General features: G+C 68.9%; 17 protein-coding genes. 12 read left to right on the forward strand and 5 right to left on the reverse strand.

Translation table 11 applies throughout. From position 1 onward, the window contains the following. Position 1: 1 nt before the first annotated feature. From AB5J73_RS15010 to nuoN, 12 genes are read left to right on the forward strand one after another with little or no spacing between them, the layout of a single operon-like run. The gene (locus tag AB5J73_RS15010) at positions 2-751 is read left to right on the forward strand and encodes an NADH-quinone oxidoreductase subunit C (protein ID WP_370970320.1); all 750 of its coding nucleotides are present in this window, start codon (positions 2-4) and stop codon (positions 749-751) included. Further along, positions 748-2,079, forward strand: a complete 1,332-nt coding sequence (locus AB5J73_RS15015; RefSeq protein ID WP_370970321.1) for an NADH-quinone oxidoreductase subunit D — start codon at positions 748-750, stop codon at positions 2,077-2,079. The genes AB5J73_RS15010 and AB5J73_RS15015 overlap by 4 nt, the downstream gene beginning before the upstream one ends. Then, positions 2,076-2,933, forward strand: a complete 858-nt coding sequence (gene nuoE, locus AB5J73_RS15020; RefSeq protein ID WP_370970322.1) for an NADH-quinone oxidoreductase subunit NuoE — start codon at positions 2,076-2,078, stop codon at positions 2,931-2,933. Before AB5J73_RS15015 ends, nuoE begins: the two co-directional genes overlap by 4 nt. Continuing rightward, positions 2,933-4,213 (forward strand): NADH-quinone oxidoreductase subunit NuoF, encoded by a 1,281-nt coding sequence (nuoF, locus tag AB5J73_RS15025; RefSeq protein ID WP_370970323.1) that lies wholly within the window; start codon positions 2,933-2,935, stop codon positions 4,211-4,213. Before nuoE ends, nuoF begins: the two co-directional genes overlap by 1 nt. Then, complete coding sequence (locus AB5J73_RS15030; RefSeq protein WP_370970324.1) at positions 4,210-6,681, forward strand: NADH-quinone oxidoreductase subunit G; 2,472 nt, start codon at positions 4,210-4,212, stop codon at positions 6,679-6,681. Before nuoF ends, AB5J73_RS15030 begins: the two co-directional genes overlap by 4 nt. Continuing rightward, the gene (gene nuoH, locus AB5J73_RS15035) at positions 6,678-8,027 is read left to right on the forward strand and encodes an NADH-quinone oxidoreductase subunit NuoH (protein WP_370970325.1); all 1,350 of its coding nucleotides are present in this window, start codon (positions 6,678-6,680) and stop codon (positions 8,025-8,027) included. Before AB5J73_RS15030 ends, nuoH begins: the two co-directional genes overlap by 4 nt. Continuing rightward, positions 8,014-8,538 (forward strand): NADH-quinone oxidoreductase subunit NuoI, encoded by a 525-nt coding sequence (nuoI, locus tag AB5J73_RS15040; protein ID WP_370970326.1) that lies wholly within the window; start codon positions 8,014-8,016, stop codon positions 8,536-8,538. The genes nuoH and nuoI overlap by 14 nt, the downstream gene beginning before the upstream one ends. Further along, entirely contained in the window at positions 8,535-9,398 is an 864-nt protein-coding gene (locus AB5J73_RS15045) for an NADH-quinone oxidoreductase subunit J (RefSeq protein WP_370970327.1), read from the forward strand. Before nuoI ends, AB5J73_RS15045 begins: the two co-directional genes overlap by 4 nt. Continuing rightward, on the forward strand, positions 9,395-9,694 hold the full coding sequence (nuoK, locus tag AB5J73_RS15050) for an NADH-quinone oxidoreductase subunit NuoK (protein ID WP_003081840.1): 300 nt from the start codon (positions 9,395-9,397) through the stop codon (positions 9,692-9,694). Before AB5J73_RS15045 ends, nuoK begins: the two co-directional genes overlap by 4 nt. A gap of 11 nt (positions 9,695-9,705) precedes the next feature. After that, a complete protein-coding gene (gene nuoL / locus AB5J73_RS15055) occupies positions 9,706-11,607 on the forward strand; it encodes an NADH-quinone oxidoreductase subunit L (RefSeq protein ID WP_370970328.1) in 1,902 nt (633 codons plus the stop codon). After that, on the forward strand, positions 11,607-13,157 hold the full coding sequence (locus AB5J73_RS15060; protein ID WP_370970329.1) for an NADH-quinone oxidoreductase subunit M: 1,551 nt from the start codon (positions 11,607-11,609) through the stop codon (positions 13,155-13,157). Before nuoL ends, AB5J73_RS15060 begins: the two co-directional genes overlap by 1 nt. Positions 13,158-13,159: 2 nt before the next feature. Then, positions 13,160-14,728, forward strand: a complete 1,569-nt coding sequence (gene nuoN / locus AB5J73_RS15065; protein WP_370970330.1) for an NADH-quinone oxidoreductase subunit NuoN — start codon at positions 13,160-13,162, stop codon at positions 14,726-14,728. Between the two features lie 49 nt (positions 14,729-14,777). Here the strand turns inward: nuoN and AB5J73_RS15070 are convergent, their stop codons facing one another. The 5 genes from AB5J73_RS15070 to AB5J73_RS15090 form a co-directional block, all read right to left on the reverse strand. Next, on the reverse strand, positions 14,778-15,458 hold the full coding sequence (locus AB5J73_RS15070; protein ID WP_370970331.1) for an ESX secretion-associated protein EspG: 681 nt from the start codon (positions 15,456-15,458) through the stop codon (positions 14,778-14,780). Beyond that, the gene (locus AB5J73_RS15075) at positions 15,458-16,717 is read right to left on the reverse strand and encodes a hypothetical protein (protein WP_370970332.1); all 1,260 of its coding nucleotides are present in this window, start codon (positions 16,715-16,717) and stop codon (positions 15,458-15,460) included. Before AB5J73_RS15075 ends, AB5J73_RS15070 begins: the two co-directional genes overlap by 1 nt. Then, positions 16,717-17,343, reverse strand: coding sequence for a DUF3558 domain-containing protein (locus tag AB5J73_RS15080; RefSeq protein WP_370970333.1), 627 nt, complete (start codon positions 17,341-17,343; stop codon positions 16,717-16,719). The genes AB5J73_RS15075 and AB5J73_RS15080 overlap by 1 nt, the downstream gene beginning before the upstream one ends. Continuing rightward, the gene (locus AB5J73_RS15085) at positions 17,343-17,615 is read right to left on the reverse strand and encodes a hypothetical protein (RefSeq protein ID WP_370970334.1); all 273 of its coding nucleotides are present in this window, start codon (positions 17,613-17,615) and stop codon (positions 17,343-17,345) included. The genes AB5J73_RS15080 and AB5J73_RS15085 overlap by 1 nt, the downstream gene beginning before the upstream one ends. Positions 17,616-17,926: 311 nt before the next feature. Then, positions 17,927-18,565 carry a hypothetical protein gene (locus AB5J73_RS15090; protein ID WP_370970335.1) on the reverse strand — a complete coding sequence of 213 codons (639 nt, stop codon included), beginning with the start codon at positions 18,563-18,565 and terminating at the stop codon, positions 17,927-17,929. Between the last annotated feature and the right edge of the window lie 150 nt (positions 18,566-18,715).

Raw genomic sequence — 18,715 nt, forward strand, 5'->3', positions numbered from 1 at the left:
GATGACTGAAACTCCTGAGACCGGCGGCGAGCAGTCCAGCGCCGACCGTCCCGAAGGCGGCCTCGAACCCCGGGGCGTCCGGCCCGCCGAACCCGTCGTCACCGGCCGCGAACGCCAGGGCATGTTCGGCGTCCACGGCACCGGCGACACCTCCGGCTACGGCGGCGTCCGGCTCCCGGCCTACAGCCCCGCGCCGGCCGAGCGCCCGTACGGCGGCTGGTTCGACCAGTTCGCCGACGAGTTCTACGCCGCCCTGTCGGACAACAAGATCCCCGCCGAAGCGATCCTGCAGACGACGGTCGACCGCGGCGAGATCACCTTCTACGTCGCCCGCGAGCAGCTGCCCGCGATCGCCAAGGTGCTGCGCGACGACGGCGGTCTCCGCTTCGAACTGCTGTCCTCGGTGTCCGGTGTGGACTACGGCGTCGACGTTCCGCAGCGGCTGCACGCGGTCTACCACTTCACGTCGCTGACCTACCGCCGCCGGATCCGCCTCGAGGTCACCCTCGACGTCGACGACGCGCACGTGCCGTCGCTGGTCGGGCTCTACCCGACCGCCGACTGGCAGGAGCGCGAGGCCTGGGACATGTTCGGCATCGTCTTCGACGGCCACCCGGCGCTCACCCGGATCCTCATGCCGGACGACTGGGACGGCCACCCCCAGCGCAAGGACTACCCGCTCGGCGGGATCCCGGTCGAATACAAGGGCGCGGAGATCCCGCCGCCGGACCAGCGGAGGTCGTACTCGTGACCATCAACGACGAAACCACCGAAGTCCCCGAAGCCGACTCCCGCGACACCACCGAGGGCCGCGTCTACTCGGTCTCCGGCGGCGACTGGGACGACGTCATCGCCGACGCGGCGCACGACGAGCGCATGGTCATCAACATGGGCCCGCAGCACCCGTCGACGCACGGCGTGCTCCGGCTCGTGCTGGAGATGGAGGGCGAGACCGTCACGCAGCTGCGGTCGGTCATCGGCTACCTCCACACCGGCATCGAGAAGAACTGCGAGTACCGGACCTGGACCCAGGGCGTCACCTTCGTGACGCGCATGGACTACCTGGCCCCGCTTTCGACGGAGATGGCCTACTGCCTCGGCGTCGAGAAGCTGCTGCAGATCGAAGCCCCGCGCCGCGCGCAGCTGCTGCGCGTGATGCTGCTGGAGATCAACCGGATCGGCTCGCACCTCGTCTACATCGCGACCGGCGGCATGGAGCTCGGCGCCACCACCGCGATGACGCTCGGCTTCCGCGAGCGCGAAGAGGTGCTGCACCTGCTGGAGCACCTGACCGGCCTGCGGATGAACCACGCGTTCATCCGCCCCGGCGGCCTCGCGCAGGACATGCCGGCCGACTACCACGAGAAGGTCACCGACTTCGTCAAGACGATGAAGAAGCGCCTTCCGCTGTACGACAAGCTGTTCACCGGGCAGCCGATCTGGCGCAACCGGCTCAAGGGCGTGGGCTACCTGCCGGTCGACGCGTGCCTCGCGCTCGGCGTCACCGGCCCGGTGCTGCGGTCCGCCGGCCTCCCGTGGGACCTGCGCAAGACCGAGCCGTACTCCTGCTACGACGAGTTCGACTTCGACGTGCCCGTGGACAACGGCGCCGACTGCTGGTCGCGCTACCTGATCCGGGTGCACGAGATGCACGAGAGCCTCAAGATCATCGAGCAGTGCCTCGAGAAGCTCGAGCCGGGCCCGGTCATGGTCGAGGACAAGAAGGTCGCCTGGCCCGCGCAGCTGTCGATCGGCAGCGACGGCATGGGCAACTCGCTCGAGCACGTCAAGAAGATCATGGGCCAGTCGATGGAGTCCCTGATCCACCACTTCAAGCTGGTGACCGAGGGCTTCAAGGTGCCGGCCGGCCAGGTCTACACCTCGGTCGAGTCGCCGCGCGGCGAGCTGAGCGCGCACCTGGTCTCCGACGGCGGCACGCGGCCGCTGCGGGTCCACGTGCGCGAACCGAGCTTCGTGAACCTGCAGTCGATGCCCGCAATGGCCGAAGGCGGCCTGGTCGCGGACGTGATCGCCGCGATCGCCTCGATCGACCCCGTCATGGGGGGAGTGGACCGATGAGCACAGCAGTTCCCGAACCCGGCCCGAAGGACGCCGTGACGACGCACGCCGCGGCCGGGCCGGACGTCGACGTGGTCGCCATCGCGCCGGACCCCGATGTCGCAGCCGGGATCATCACCGAGACGCCGCTCGAGGACGTCTTCGACGCCGGCACCACGGCCCAGGCGCAGGAGATCATCTCCCGCTACCCGATGTCCCGCTCGGCGCTGCTGCCGATGCTGCACCTCGTGCAGTCCGTGCAGGGCTACGTCAGCCAGGAGGGCATCGCGTTCTGCGCGAAGCAGCTCGACCTGTCCGACGCCGAGGTCAGCGCGGTCGCGACGTTCTACACGATGTACAAGCGCAAGCCGTGCGGCGAGCACCTCGTGAGCGTCTGCACCAACACGCTGTGCGCGGCCATGGGCGGCGACGCGATCTACAAGCGGCTCCAGACGCACCTCGGGTCGGAGGAAGAACCGCTGGGGCACAACGAGACCGCGGGCACGCCGAACGAGCCGGGCTCGATCACCCTCGAGCACGCCGAGTGCCTCGCGGCCTGCGACCTCGCGCCGGTCATCCAGGTCAACTACGAGTACTTCGACAACCAGACCGAGGACAAGGCGGTCGCGCTGGTCGACGCGCTGCAGGCGGGCAAGAAGCCGGCGCCGACGCGCGGCGCGCCGCTGTCCACGTTCAAGGGCGCCGAGCTGCAGCTGGCCGGGTTCTTCCCGGAGGACGAGGCGGCCTACCGCCGGGACGTCGACGGACCGTCGCAGGCCGTCGAGACGTTGCGGGGCGCGAAGCTCGCGCAGGACCGTGGCTGGGTCGCCCCGGTGGCTTCCGATGTCCCACTCCCAGAAGTGGAGAAGAAGTAATGGCCGACCCCATCACTCCGGTCCTCACGAAGCGCTGGCTGTCGCCGAACTCCTGGCAGATCGGGACGTACGAGGCGCTCGAGGGCTACACCGCCGTCCGCAAGGCACTGGCCGGGACGCCCGAGCAGCTCGTCCAGGTGGTCAAGGACTCCGGCCTGCGCGGCCGCGGCGGCGCGGGCTTCCCGGCCGGCATCAAGTGGTCCTTCATGCCGCCGAACTTCGACAAGCCGCACTACCTGGTGATCAACGCCGACGAGGGCGAACCGGGGACCTGCAAGGACATCCCGCTGATGATGGCGGACCCGCACTCGCTGATCGAGGGCTGCATCATCGCCTCGTACGCGATGCGGTCCAACCACTGCTTCATCTACGTCCGCGGCGAGGCGCTGCACTGCATCCGCCGCCTCAACGCGGCCGTGCGCGAAGCCGAAGCGGCGGGCTACCTCGGCGAGAACATCCTCGGCTCGGGCTTCGACCTCAAGATCACCGTGCACGCCGGTGCGGGCGCGTACATCTGCGGCGAGGAGACGGCGCTGCTCGACTCGCTGGAAGGCCGTCGCGGCCAGCCGCGGCTCAAGCCGCCGTTCCCGGCCGCCGCGGGGCTCTACGCCGCGCCGACCACGGTCAACAACGTCGAGACCATCGCGAGTGCACCCTTCATCATCAACGGCGGTTCGAGCTGGTTCCGCGAGATGGGCCGCGAGAAGTCGCCCGGCCCGAAGATCTACTCGATCTCCGGCCACGTCGAGAAGCCCGGCCAGTACGAGTGCCCGCTCGGCACCACGCTGCGCGAGCTGCTCGACATGGCGGGCGGCATGAAGGACGGCATCCCGCTCAAGTTCTGGACCCCGGGCGGCTCGTCCACCCCGATGTTCACCGCGGAGCACCTCGACGTTCCGCTGGACTTCGAAGGCGCGGCGGAAGCCGGGTCGATGCTGGGCACGACCGCCGTGCAGGTCTTCAACGAGACGGTGTCGGTGCCCTGGGCCGTGATGAAGTGGACGCAGTTCTACGAGCACGAGTCCTGCGGCAAGTGCACGCCGTGCCGCGAAGGCACGTACTGGCTGGCGCAGATCCTCGAGCGCATGGTCGAGGGCCACGGCACCGAGGAGGACATCGACACCCTCCTCGACGTCTGCGACAACATCCTCGGCCGGTCGTTCTGCGCCCTCGGCGACGGCGCGGTGTCGCCGATCCAGAGCGGCATCAAGTACTTCCGCGACGAATTCCTGGCTCTGTGTGAGAGCAACAAGCGCGAACTGGTGGGAGCGCAGGCATGACGATCGCCCCCGACAAGCCCGACACGGCCGCGACGCCGGTCCCCGAAGGCCACGTCAAGCTGGTCATCGACGGCGAAGAGGTCATCGCCCCCAAGGGCGAGCTCCTCATCCGCACGGCCGAGCGCCTCGGCACGGTCATCCCGCGGTTCTGCGACCACCCGCTCCTCGACCCGGCGGGCGCCTGCCGCCAGTGCCTGGTCGAGGTCGAGATGGGCGGCCGGCCGATGCCGAAGCCGCAGGCGTCCTGCACGATGACCGTCGCCGACGGCATGGTCGTCAAGACGCAGCTGACGTCGCCGGTCGCGGACAAGGCCCAGCAGGGCGTGATGGAGCTGCTGCTCATCAACCACCCGCTGGACTGCCCGATCTGCGACAAGGGCGGTGAGTGCCCGCTGCAGAACCAGGCGCTGGCGCACGGCCGCGCGGAGTCGCGGTTCGTCGACACCAAGCGGACGTTCCCGAAGCCCCTGCCGATCTCGACGCAGGTGCTGCTGGACCGCGAGCGCTGCGTGCTCTGCCAGCGCTGCACCCGGTTCTCCCGCGAGATCGCCGGCGACCCGTTCATCGAGCTCCTCGAACGCGGCGCCCACCAGCAGATCGGCACCGCGGAGACGGCGGACGTCCTGGACCTGGCCTCGCGGACGACGTCCGGCCAGCCGTTCCAGAGCTACTTCTCCGGCAACGTCATCCAGATCTGCCCGGTCGGGGCCCTCACGAGCGCGGCCTACCGGTTCCGCTCCCGGCCGTTCGACCTCGTGTCCGCGCCGAGCGTGTGCGAGCACTGCTCGTCCGGCTGCGCCGAGCGCACCGACTTCCGGCGCGGCAAGGTCCAGCGCAAGCTGGCCGGCGACGACCCCGAGGTCAACGAAGAGTGGATCTGCGACAAGGGCCGCTTCGCCTTCCGCTACACCTCGGCCGACGACCGCATCCGCCGTCCGCTGGTCCGCAACCGCGAAACCGGTGAGCTGGAAGAGGCCTCCTGGACCGACGCGCTGCGCATCGCGGCCGCCGGCCTCACCGAAGCCCGCGCGGGAGGCGGCGTCGGCGTCCTGACCGGCGGCCGGCTGACCGTCGAGGACGCCTACGCGTACTCGAAGTTCGCCCGGGTCGCCCTGCACACCAACGACGTCGACTTCCGCGCCCGCCCGCACTCGGCCGAGGAGCTCGCGTTCCTCACCTCCCGCGTCGTCGGCGTGACGGCGGAGTCCGGCGTCACCTTCGGGGAGATCGAGCGGGCCCGCACGGTCCTGTGCGTCGCCTTCGAGCCCGAGGACGAAGCGCCGATCGTGTTCCTGCGGCTGCGCAAGGCGGCCCGCAAGAACCGCACCCGCGTCGTCCACTTGGGACAGTGGACGACCTCGTCGGTGCGCAAGACGTTCGGCGAGCTGCTCGCCTGCGTCCCCGGCCAGGAGGCCGCGGCCATCGACGGCATCGCCAAGCACGCGCCGGACCTCGACGAGGCCCTCCGCGGCGACGGCTCGGTCGTCCTGGTCGGCGAGCGCGCCGCCCAGGTGCCCGGCCTCTTCTCCGCGCTGCAGGACCTGGTGGAGCGCACCGGTGTCCGGCTCGCGTGGATCCCGCGCCGGGCCGGCGACCGCGGTGCGCTGCAGGCCGGCTGCGTCCCGACGCTGCTGCCGGGCGGCCGCCGCGTCACCGACGACGCCGCTCGCGTCGCCGTCGAAAACGCTTGGGGCGTGCCGGTTCCGGCCACGCCGGGCCGCGACACCACCGGCATCCTCAAGGCCGCTTCGGGCCGCGAGCTCGGCGGCCTGGTCGTCGGCGGCGTCGACCCGTACGACCTGCCGGACCCGGACCTCGCGCTGCGCGCGCTGGACACCGCCGGCTTCGTCGTCAGCCTCGAACTCCGCCACAGCGCGGTGACCGAGCGCGCGGACGTCGTGCTCCCGGTGGCGACGTCGGACGAGAAGGCCGGCAGCTACCTCAACTGGGAGGGCCGCACCCGCCCGTTCGACGTCACCATCGAAGGCACCGGCGCCCTGCCGGACTGCCGGGTGCTCGACACCCTCGCCGTCGAGATGGACGCCGACCTGTTCACGCAGACCCCGGCCGCGGCTCGCGGTGACTTCGAGAAGCTCGGCAAGGCTTCGGCGCTGAACTGGGCGCACGTCGCCGTCGAGGTGCCGGCTCCGGCGACGCCGGCCGCCGGGCAGGCCGTGCTGTCGACCTGGCGCCAGCTCATCGACAACGGGTCGCTGCAGGACGGCGAGCCGCACCTGAAGGGCACCCAGCGCACCCCGGTCGCGCGGCTGTCCGCGAAGACCGCGGAAGGCCTGGGCACCACCGTGCGGGTGAGCACCGAACGCGGTGCGATCACGCTGCCGGTGGAGATCGCGGACCTGCCCGACGGCGTCGTGTGGCTGCCGGGCAACTCCGACGGCTCCGCCGTGTTCAAGACCCTCGGTGCCGGCCACGGCGCCCTGGTGGACCTCGCTGGGGGTGAACAGTGACACCGTTGCTTACCGAGGCCGCTGTCGGGAGCGTCCCGGACGCGGCGACGCGGGCGGCGCTGCTGGCGGACGACCCGTTGTGGCTGATCCTGCTGAAGTGCGTGGTCATCCTGCTGATCGGGCCGATCTTCACGATCTTCCTGATCGTCTGGGAGCGCAAGGCCGTCGGCCGGATGCAGAACCGGCCCGGCCCCAACCGCGTCGGTCCGGGCGGCTACCTGCAGTCCCTCGCGGACGCGATCAAGCTGCCGTTCAAGGAACAGATCATCCCGGACACGGCCGACCGCAAGGTGTACTTCCTCGCGCCGGTCATGTGCGTGGTGCCTTCGCTGATCGCGCTGTCGGCCATCCCGTTCGGCCCGGTGGTGTCGATCTTCGGCGAGCGGACCGTGCTGCAGCTGCTCGACCTGCCGGTCAGCGCGCTGGTGATCCTGGCCTGCTCCTCGATCGGCGTGTACGGCATCGTGCTCGCCGGCTGGGCGTCCGGCTCGCCGTACCCGCTGCTCGGCGGCATGCGCAGCGCGGCGCAGGTGATCTCCTACGAGATCGCGATGGGGCTCTCGATCGTCGCGGTGATCCTGCAGGCCGGCTCGCTCGACCTGGCCGACATCGTCGGCAAACAGCAGCCGGCGTGGTTCCTGTACCTGGTCCCGAGCTTCGTGATCTACCTGATCTCGATGGTCGGCGAGACCAACCGCGCCCCGTTCGACCTCCCCGAGGCCGAGTCGGAGCTGGTCGGCGGCTTCCACACCGAGTACAGCTCGATGAAGTTCGCGATGTTCTTCCTCGCCGAGTACGTCAACATGGTGATCGTCTCGGCGTTCGCGACGACGCTGTTCCTCGGCGGTTGGATGGCCCCGTGGCCGCTGTCGCTGATCGGGAACAACGTCCTCAACACCGGCTGGTGGCCGGTGCTGTGGTTCTTCGCCAAGATGTTCGTCCTGCTGTTCGGGTTCATCTGGCTGCGCGGCACGCTGCCCCGCCTGCGCTACGACCAGTTCATGCGCCTGGGCTGGAAGGTCCTGGTCCCGCTGAACCTGGTGTGGATCATCATGGTGACCTTCGCGAAGGTCATCGCCTGGAACACCGCGTCGATCATCATCGCCGCGGTCGCGATCTTCATCGTCGTCGCCCTGTTCTTCTACGTCCGCGCGTCGGGCCGCGAAGAGGAGAGCGAGACCGTTCCGGTGACCGGCGGCGGTTTCCCGGTCCCGCCGCTGGACCTCAAGGTCCCGCAGACCACCCCGCGTCAGAAGGCTTTGGCCAAGGCCGAGGCGAAGGCGGCCCGGCGCAAGCCGGCCGCCGTCGGTACCGCAAAGGAAGGAGCGCAAGATGGGGTTTCTTGATCCCGTCAAGGGCTTCGGCGTCACCTTCGGGATGATGTTCAAGAAGGTCGCCACCGAGGAGTACCCCGAGGCCGGCGCCCCCGCCGCCCCGCGGTACCACGGCCGGCACCAGCTGAACCGCCACCCGGACGGCCTCGAGAAGTGCGTCGGCTGCGAGCTGTGCGCGTGGGCGTGCCCGGCGGACGCGATCTTCGTCGAGGGCGGTGACAACACCGAGGAAGCCCGGTTCTCCCCTGGCGAGCGGTACGGCGCGGACTACCAGATCAACTACCTGCGCTGCATCGGCTGCGGCCTCTGCATCGAGGCCTGCCCGACGCGGTCGCTGACGATGATCAACTTCTACGAGCTGGCCGACGACGACCGCCAGCGGCTGATCTACACGAAGGAAGACCTGCTCGCCCCGCTGCTGCCCGGCATGGAGCAGCCGCCGCACCCGATGCGGCTCGGCGAGAACGAGCAGGACTACTACGTGAACGGTCCGGAGCTGGCTCGTGGGGAGGCCGCGAAGTGATCTCCGCACTGCTGGCCCAAGCCCCGACGGGCGCCGCGGCCGGCGTCTCCACCGGCGAGGCCATCGCGTTCTGGATCCTCGGCCCGCTCTGCCTGCTCGGCGCGCTCGGCATGATCTTCTCCCGCAACGCCGTGCACTCGGCGCTGTGGCTGGTCCTGACGATGCTGAGCCTGGGCGCGCTGTACATGATCCAGTCGGCGCCGTTCCTGGGCTTCACGCAGATCATCGTCTACACCGGCGCGATCATGATGCTGTTCCTGTTCGTGCTGATGCTGGTCGGCCGCGAGAGCTCCGACTCGGTCGTCGAAGTCCTCCGTGGACAGCGGCTGGCCGCCACCGTCCTCGGCATCGGGATGGCCGCGCTGCTGGCCACCGGCATCTACCGGGCGATGGAGAACGTCACCCCGGCGACGCCGCTCGACTCGGCGACGCCGGCCGGCGGCGGTCCCAAGGGCCTCGGCAAGCTGATCTTCACCGACTACCTTTTCCCGTTCGAGCTGACGTCGGCGCTGCTCATCACCGCCGCCATCGGCGCGATGGTGCTGGCCTTCACCGACCGGCACGCCAAGGGCGGGAAGCGCACCCAGAAGGAACTGGTCGTCGCCCGCTTCCGCGGCGAGCACGACCGGCCGTCGCCGCTGCCCGGCCCGGGCGTCTTCGCCACCGCCAACTCGGTGGCGACGCCGGCCCTGCTGCCGGACGGCTCGGTCGCCCCGGAGTCGCTCTCGGCGATCATCGAGTCCACCTCGGCGATCGAGCTGGCGAAGGAACGCAAGCTCGTCGCCGACGACGTCGAGCACCCGGACGCGCACGCGCTGGTCGGCTCGGACAGCTCGGAATCCGAAGGGGAGAAGGCATGACCCCGACGTACTACCTGCTGCTGTCGGCGCTGCTGTTCGCGCTGGGCGCGGTCGGCGTGCTGGTGCGGCGCAACGCGATCGTCGTGTTCATGTGCATCGAGCTGATGCTCAACGCCGTGAACCTGTCGCTGGTCACGTTCGCCCGGATCAACGGCGGGCTCGACGGCCAGATCATGGCGTTCTTCGTCATGGTCGTCGCGGCCGCCGAGGTCGTGGTCGGCCTGGCGATCATCATGGCCATCTTCCGCACCCGGCGCTCGGCCTCGGTCGACGACACCAACCTGCTGAAGTACTAGGAGACCCCCGAGTGACCGCATCATCGTGGCTGCTGGTGGCCCTGCCTGGCCTCGGCGCCCTGATCCTCCTGCTGGCCGGGAAGCGCGCGAAGGCCTGGGGGCATCTGCTCGGCTGTGCCACCGTCACCCTCGCCTTCGTCTACGGGCTGATCCTGTTCTTCACCGCCGACACGGGAACCACGACGGACACCAAGGTGTACTCGTGGATCCCGGTCGGCCAGCTGCAGGTGGACTTCGGGCTGCGGATCGACGCGCTGTCGCTGACGTTCGTGCTGCTCATCACCGGCGTCGGCATGCTGATCCACTACTACTCGATCGGCTACATGGCCGACGACGAGGGCCGGTACCGCTTCTTCGCGTACCTCAACCTCTTCGTCGCCTCGATGCTGGTCCTGGTGCTGGGCAACAGCTTCGTGACGCTCTACCTCGGCTGGGAGGGCGTGGGTCTCGCGTCCTACCTGCTCATCGGCTGGTACCAGGGCCGCCCGTCCGCCGCGACCGCGGCGAAGAAGGCGTTCCTGATGAACCGCGTCGGTGACGTCGGGCTCGCGCTGGCGATCTTCATCATGTTCAAGTACGCGGGCTCGACCGGCTACGCGCAGGTCTTCCAGGCGGTCGGCGACGGCAAGTTCTCGCCGGCGGCGATCACCGCGATGGCGATCCTGCTCCTGCTGGGCGCCTGCGGTAAGTCCGGCCAGTTCCCGCTGCAGGCCTGGCTCCCGGACGCGATGGAGGGCCCGACCCCGGTCTCGGCCCTGATCCACGCGGCGACCATGGTCACCGCCGGTGTCTACCTGGTGGCCCGCTCGAAGGACATCTTCAACGCCACCGAAGACGGCCGCCTGATCGTGACGCTGGTCGGCACGGTGACGCTGCTGCTCGGGTGCATCATCGGCTGCGCGTACGACGACATCAAGAAGGTCCTCGCGTACTCGACGGTCAGCCAGATCGGCTACATGATGCTGGCGGTCGGGCTCGGGCCCATCGCGTACGCGCTCGGCATCATGCACCTGGTCGCGCACGGCTTCTTCAAGGCCGGGCTCTTCCTCGGGGCCGGGTCGGTCATGCACGGCATGAACGACGAGGTCGACATGCGGAAGTTCGGCGGCCTGCGCAAGAAGATGCCGATCACCTTCATCACCTTCGGCCTCGGCTACCTGGCCCTGATCGGCATCCCGCCGCTGTCGGGCTTCTTCACCAAGGACGCCATCATCGAAGCGGCGTTCGGCCAGGGCGGCTGGCGCGGCTGGGTGATGGGCGGCGCGGCGCTGCTCGGCGCCGGGCTCACCGCGTTCTACATGACGCGCCTGATGGTGATGACGTTCTTCGGCAAGGAGCGCTGGAAGGACATCAAGTCCACCGACGGCCGCGACTTCCACCCGCACGAGTCCAAGCCGATCATGTGGGTCCCGATGGCCGTCCTGGCCGTCGGCTCGGTCGGCGCCGGCTTCTTCTTCGCCCAGGGTGAGCGCTTCGCCCACTGGCTGACCCCGTCGGTCGGCGAGCTGGAGGAAGCGCACCACGCGCCGTTCGACGCCTGGGTGATCTCGGTGGCGGCGGTCGTGCTGTCGCTGCTCGGCGTCGCGCTGGCGTACCTGATCTTCCGCCGCGAGATCCCGGTCGAACAGCCGCAGCGGGTCTCGTTCGTCACCCGCGCCGCGCGCAAGGACCTCTACGGCAACGCCCTCAACGAGACGCTGGTCGCCCGCCCGGGCACCTGGCTCTCGCGGGCGCTGGTGTTCGTCGACAACCGCGGCGTCGACGGCGCGGTCAACGGTCTCGCCGCCTCCCTCGGCGGCGGCTCCGGCCGGCTGAGGCGGCTCCAGACCGGGTTCGTCCGGTCCTACGCGCTGTCGATGCTCGGCGGCACGTTCCTGCTTCTGGCGGCTCTCCTGCTGGTGAGGTTCTCCTGATGACCTGGTTGCTCATCCTCATCCTGGTGCCGCTCGCCGGCTCCCTGGTGCTGGCGTTCCTCAAGGGGAACGACCGCGCCGCGGTGCTGGCCGCGCTGGCGTTCTCGATCCTCGAGTTCCTGCTGATCATCCCGTTCTGGCTCAGCTACTCGCCTTCGGGCGCGCGGCTGCAGATGACGTCGAGCTTCGACTGGATCCCCAGCTTCGGCGTGCACATCGCGTTCGGCACCGACGGCATCTCGCTGATCATGATCGCGGTGATCGCGCTGCTGGTGCCGATCGTCGTCGGCGGGCTCGGCACGCTGGACAAGCTGCCGGCGGGCCGCAGCGCGGGCGGGTTCCTCTCGCTGATCCTGCTGCAGGAAGCGCTCACGATCGGCGTGTTCGCCGCGACCGACGTCTTCCTGTTCTACGTGCTGTTCGAGATCATGCTGATCCCGATGTACTTCCTGATCGGCGGCTACGGCGGCGCGAACCGGCAGTACGCGGCGGTGAAGTTCTTCCTCTACTCGTTCCTCGGCGGCCTGATCATGCTGGCGTCGGCGATCGGGGCGTACTCGCTGGCGGCGGACAAGCTCGGGCACGGCACGTTCGACTGGGCCACGCTGGTGACGGTGGTGCGCGACGCGCCGCTGTCCACGCAGATCTGGCTGTTCCTCGGGTTCTTCCTGGCCTTCGCGATCAAGGCGCCGCTGGTGCCGTTCCACACCTGGCTGCCGGACGCGGCGGGGGAGGCGCCGATCGGCGTCGCCGTCCTGCTGGTCGGCGTGCTGGACAAGGTCGGCACGTTCGGGTTCCTGCGCTACTGCCTGCCGATGTTCCCGGACGCGAGCAAGACGCTGGCGCCGCTGGTGCTGGTGCTCTCGGTGGTCGGTGTCCTTTACGGATCCATCCTCGCCGCGGGCCAGCGGGACATGAAGCGGTTCATCGCCTACGTGTCCATCGCGCACTTCGGCTTCATCTCGCTGGGCATCTTCGCGTTCAACGAGCAGGCGATGGTCGGCTCGGCGACGTACATGCTCAACCACAGCCTCGCGACCGGCATGCTGATCGTGGTGATCGGCCTGGTCATCGCGCGCGGCGGGTCGTCGAAGATCTCGGACTACGGCGGCATGGCCAAGGTGACGCCGCTGCTGGCGGGGATGTTCCTCCTGGCCGGTCTGTCGACGCTTTCCCTGCCGGGCACCAACTCCTTCGTCTCGGAGTTCCTGGTGCTCATCGGGTCCTATGTGGACCAGCCGGTCTACACGATCCTCGCGACGGTCGGCATGGTCCTCGCCGCGGCCTACGTGCTGTGGCTCTACCAGCGGGTCATGCAGGGCCCGGTCCGCGGTGACGCCCTGATCGGCGTCGGCGGGGGCCCGGGCACCGCGATGGCGCCGGAGCTGGGCGCGAAGAAGGCGATCACCGACCTGAACGGCCGCGAGATCGCGATCCTCGCTCCGCTGGTCGTGCTGATCCTCGTCCTCGGCTTCTACCCGAAGCCGGTGCTCGACACAGTCACCCCGACGGTGCAGCAGACGCTGTCCGCGGTCCAGGGAGGCAAGTAACCGTGCTCGACATCCTCCTGACCCAGGCACCGGAGCCGGTGCAGGTGCCGTCGGTCGACTACCCGGCCGTGCTGCCGGTGCTGATCGTCTTCGGCGCGGCGTGCGTGAGCGTGCTGGTCGAGGCGTTCTTCCCGAAGGGCTCGCGGTTCCGCTCGCAGGTGATCCTGAGCCTGCTGGCGATCGTCGGCGCCGGCGTCGCACTGGTCCTCTACGCGACCGGGTCCGCCCCGGCGGGCGGCGTCACGACGTTCAGCCGCGCGATCTCGATCGACCGCCCGGCGCTGTTCCTCTGGGGCACGTTGCTCGCGCTGGCCCTCGGCGCGGTCCTGCTGATTTCGGACCGCGTGGTCGAGCCGGGCGGCGCGCTGGTCGCGCAGGCCGGCATCCGCCCGGGCACCGTCCAGGACCGCGCCCAGACGGCGACGGTCATGCAGACCGAGGTGTTCCCGCTGACGCTGTTCGCCCTCGGCGGCATGATGGCGTTCTGCGCGGCGAACGACCTGCTGACGATGTTCATCGCGCTGGAAGTGCTTTCGCTCCCGCTGTACCTGATGTGCGGCCTCGCCCGTCGTCGCCGCCTGCTGTCGCAGGAGTCGGCGGTCAAGTACTTCCTGCTGGGCGCGTTCTCCTCGGCGTTCTTCCTCTACGGGCTGGCGCTGCTCTACGGCTACGCGAACTCGGTGAAGCTGGGCGACATCGCCGCCGCGGCGGCCGGTTCGGACCGCTCGGACACGCTCCTGTTCGCGGGTCTCGGTCTGCTGGTGGTCGGCCTGCTGTTCAAGGGTTCGGTCGGCCCGTTCCACACGTGGACCCCGGACGTGTACCAAGGAGCCCCGACGCCGGTGACGGCGTTCATGGCGGCGTGCACGAAGGTCGCGGCGTTCGGCGGGATCTTGCGGGTCCTGTCGGTGGCGTTCTCGTCGACTTCGTGGGAGTGGCGCGGGGTTCTGTGGGGCGTGGCGATCATCTCGATGGTGATCGGCGCGGTGCTGGGCCTGACCCAGACCGACGTCAAGCGCATGATCGCGTACTCGTCGATCGCCCACGCGGGCTTCCTCCTCATCGGCGCGATCGCGATGACGAAGGACGGCCTGTCGAGCACGCTGTTCTACCTGCTGGCGTACGGCTTCACGACGCTGGCGGCGTTCGGCGTGATCAGCCTGGTCCGCGATTCCTCGGGCGAGGCAACGCACCTCTCGGCGTGGGCCGGGCTGGCGAAGCGGTCGCCCTTGGTGGCGGCGGTGTTCACGTTCTTGCTGCTGGCCCTGGCCGGGATTCCGCTGACGTCGGGCTTCGTCGGCAAGTTCGTGGTGTTCTCGGCGGCCCTCTCGGACGGAATGGCCCCGCTGGTGGTGGTGGCCCTGGTGTTCAGCGCGGTGGCGGCGTTCTTCTACCTGCGAGTGATCGTGCTGATGTACTTCTCGGAGCCGGCGGCCGACGGCCCCTCGGTGACGGTCCCGGGCTTCGGCACGGGAACGGCGATCTTCCTCGGCACGGCGGTCACCCTGGTGCTGGGCCTGGTGCCCGCGTTCGCACTGGGCTGGGCCGGTTCGGGCGGTTTCGCGCTCTGAGGTTTTCAGGCCGCCACCCCCGCGCTCCGGTGCGGGGGTGGCGGCTTTTTCAGCGCAGTTTGCCGCTCAGCTGTTTCGGCGCACCGGGCACGACGCTGATGAAGCCGTCAGCGAGCGCGATGCCCACGCGGCCGGCTTCGAGGTCGAGGTAGCTGACGGTCTTCCCGTCGGTCCGGAGCTGCCCGACGCCGAAGTGGGGCTGCTGGAGGAGAGCGTCGAGCTCCTGAGCCTCGCGGCTGCGAGCGGGGGCGTCGTCGAAGACGTCACTGACGGGCTGGTCCGGCCGAAAGTCCGCCTGCGGCAAGGTGAACGGCTTGATCGCCGCGGGTTCACCGGGCGGCAGTTTCGCGACGAGCGCGTCGGCGAGGTGGGTGTCGGGCGATACTCCATCGAGTTCGACCCGGTTCCCCCGGCAGACGACGGTGACCGCGGTCCGTCCGGTGGCGACGGCGAGAATGCCGATCTGCTCGGTCAGGTCGCGGGCGTAGGCGTGGAGCTCCGTCGCGGGCCGGTCGATGAGGTGGAGGACGTCCTCGAACTCGGGCGTGAAGCCGTTGCCTTGGGTGAAGCCGTATTCGCTGAGTTCTTCGAAAGCCGCGCGATTCACGTGGTTCTTCGCGGACGGCGGGATGTAGCGGAGACCGCCGGCGAAGACGGGGTGCGGGTCGCCACCACCGGTGTTGCGCAGGGCGGTGAGGAGGGTGTCGAGCGAGAAAGCGGCCTTGAGCATTACTTCTTGATCCGGTTTTCGCCGATCACCGGGGGCATCGGTTTTTCGGTGAAGCCGCCGAAGGTTTCGTCGGGGTCGGGGTTTTGGAGGTAGGTGTTCTTCTTCTTTTCCCGGTCTTCTTCCTTGCCGCGGCCGCCTGCTACGGGAGCGCCGATGGGCATGCCGTTGGCCCCGCGAGCCCCGGCGGCGCCTCGCGCGGGGGCGCCGGGGAGGCGTTCCTCGGGAAGCCGGGCTCCGGTTCCGGCGCCGGGGTTGCGTACGCCTGCGGGGTTTCGTTGGCCGGGCTGGTTGGTGCCACCGGAGTTGTAGCCGCCGGTGCCGTTGCCGCCGGTGCCGTACCCGCCGGTGCTGTACCCGCCGGTGCTGTACGGGCCGGTGCCCGGCCCGAATCCGGCGTTCCCACCGAGGTTGCTGATGGGCTGCCCGATGGGCCCGAACTCATAGCCGGTCTGTGCAGCGGGGGGCATGACGGGCTTGGGAACGTAGCTGTCGGCGTGCGTCTGGTCCGCGGTCCCGGGGCGGTTCGCGTGCGTGTCGCCGCCGATCCCGGGTTGCTGGACGTGGTTCCGGTCCTGGGCTTGAACCTGCGTCTGATTCGGCCGCTGGTCCTGCTGGGTCCGCTGGTCCTGTTGGGTTCGCCGGTCCTGTTGCGCGGGCACCGCGGGCTTCCGCGCCCACTCACCGGTGTCGGTCTGGTTGGTTTTGGGTTGCGTGCCATCGTCCATGGAGACGGGCGCCCCGGAGTCAGCGAGCTGCGCGTACTGGGCGGGCATCTGCCCCCCGTTGGCGGTGCTGGCGGAGTGGTAGGCACTGAAGGCGTCGATGTTGGCCTGGCTGTCGGCCTGCCACTTGGTGACTTTGGTGTTGTAGGAGTCCCAGCCTCCGCCGTTGAGCGCGTTGATGACGTCGTCGGCGCTGAGTTCGGGCGGTTGAGGAGCCACGGGCTTGACGGAGTTCTTGGCGGTCCCGAAGGACCCCATTTGAGCCCCGACAGCGGTCTGCGCGGTCTTGAGGTGAACAGCGTCGTCGGCAGCGGCGCGAACAAGGGGGAGCGTGGCGTCGGCGGCCGCGTCACCGGCACCGCCCTGCCAGCCGGACATGGTCTTGGCGCGGAGGGCACTGATCCGCTGAGTCCGCTCGACCATCCGATTGGCCAGCTGATCGGCACTGTCATGGGCGTCGCCCAGCGAGTCGATGCCTTTGCCACCCGTGATCTGCTCATAGATCTGCGCCGCAGTGAGCGGCCCTTCGGCGACCATTATTTCACCCCGCGAAGGTTGCCAAGTACCTGAGTGGCGATGTCGTGAGCGGCCACACAAGGATCTTTTTTGCCGATATTGCTTTCGGATTGCGCGACGTGGATGTCAACAGCCTGGATGTCGCTCACCCCGACCGCGACGGCACATCGGCCACGAGACGTCCGCTCGTCGTTGACACCGTAGGCGACGAGGGGAAATCCATTGATCGCTTCCAAAGGTTGGAAGAACTGATACTGCTTGTCCTTAGCCTCGTAGACGCTCGTCAGCCCCAGTTGGTCTGCGCTCATGAAGATGACTCCGACGCCGGCTTGGGAAACGTCCGCCGAATCCCACGAGCAAGTTGGTCCGGCGGGAGCCTGTAAGTCAGGCTTCCCTGACACATTGGAACCCAGGAGCTCGGCTATTTGAGAGTCAGTCAATGCGTCGCACGGAGCCTGTTTGAACCGGGTCACGTCGATCGGATGCTCCACCTTGGGAACCCCCGGGCCCGGTACTGCGCTGCTGCTCCCGGATGAGTGGCTCGCGCTGGGCGTAGGGCTGGAAGCCGACGGCGTTCCTGGGTTTGTTGTCGAGCACGCGGCCGCCGCGAACAACAATGCGCTGAGCATCGGGACGGTGCGGCGCATCAGAGGCTGCCTCCGGTCTGCGTGATCTCTGTGGAGTGGTCATCTTCGGCCCGTGCGTATTTGCCCAACGCGGCCTTGAGCTTGGCGGCCATGCTGCGGCAGTACTCTTCCCGGTCGGCGAGGGTCGACAGCAGTGCGTTTCCGGACTGCTGGATCTTCTCCGCGTTGCCGCCACTCGCGTACTCGAGGCCAGGGCCCTCGACGCGCGTGAGTGTGACGGCTTGCTCCTGGTCATGCTTGAACTCGTTCGCCAGCTCGTTCCACTCACGCACCAGCTCATGCAGCGTGGCCTCGTCATACCGAAACCCCGCCCCACCAGAACCATCCCCACCCGCCGGCCCATAGGACCCGGCCCGCCGTACCCCGTTCGGGCCCGGCAACTCCCAATCCTCACCCGGTGCGTAAACCGGCGGCTCAGACACACCCCACCACCGAAAACGTCGTCATCAGCTCTCCCCTAGCCAACAGCGTGCTCCACCCCGAGCACCCTGCGTATCCGACGCACCGCACCTTACCAGGGTTCCCAAACCCCGAACCCGGGCGCGAAACGGGGGCCGCGAAACCGTCGCGGCCCCCGGAAACGTCACGGTGTGGGAGAACAGGAAGTGTGTCCCAGCACCACCTGGCCGCTGATCCCCGAAGCCGGGAGGAAATCGATCCGCAGCATCGTCAACCCGATGCTTCCGTCGCCCGGGAGGTTCTGGATGTTGAACACCGCGTTCGCCAGTACCGTTCCGTTGGACTTCTTGATCGGGGACACGTACCCCACCGGTACCGGGCTCGGCGGGTTCGCGATGCCCGACATCCCGCCGAACGACCAGCTCGCGTTCGTCTGGGTCTGGGTGGCCGCGCACTTCACCGTGAACGTCGACAGCTTGACGCGCGGGCCGCCCGTGCTCACCAGGGCCGAGAGTTCGAAGTTCTTGCCCGTTGCCGTGGACATGGTCGATGTCGCGTCCGTTTCCGGGTCCGTCACCGTGGTCGTGCAGGACGAGGTGCCGCCGCCGAAGGTGATGCCCGTTTTCGAAACGACCTGGGCCGTTGCGCTGGTGGGGCCGTCGATCGAGCAGTGGCCCTGGGTCGGGACCTTGATCGTCGAGCCCGCTTTCGTGAACTCCGCCGAGCCGATGTTGGCCACGCCCGGTTGCGGGCTGGCCTGGGCCGGCGCCGCGAGTCCGGCCAACAACAGCAGCGTTCCGGCGAGAGCGGTGGTGGTGCGCATGTCGCTGTCCTCCTTGCCGACCGGGAGAGCCGCCGGTCCTCAAGGCTGAATATCCGCTCGCCGGAGACGTCCGTTGCGCCCGAAATCGTCAACCACCCGTTCGTGGATCATGAACCACCCCCTCCGGTGACCCGGGCGGGTGTCATGTTC

Origin of the sequence: Amycolatopsis sp. cg9 (assembly GCF_041346945.1) — a bacterium.
Classification (GTDB): Bacteria; Actinomycetota; Actinomycetes; order Mycobacteriales; family Pseudonocardiaceae; genus Amycolatopsis.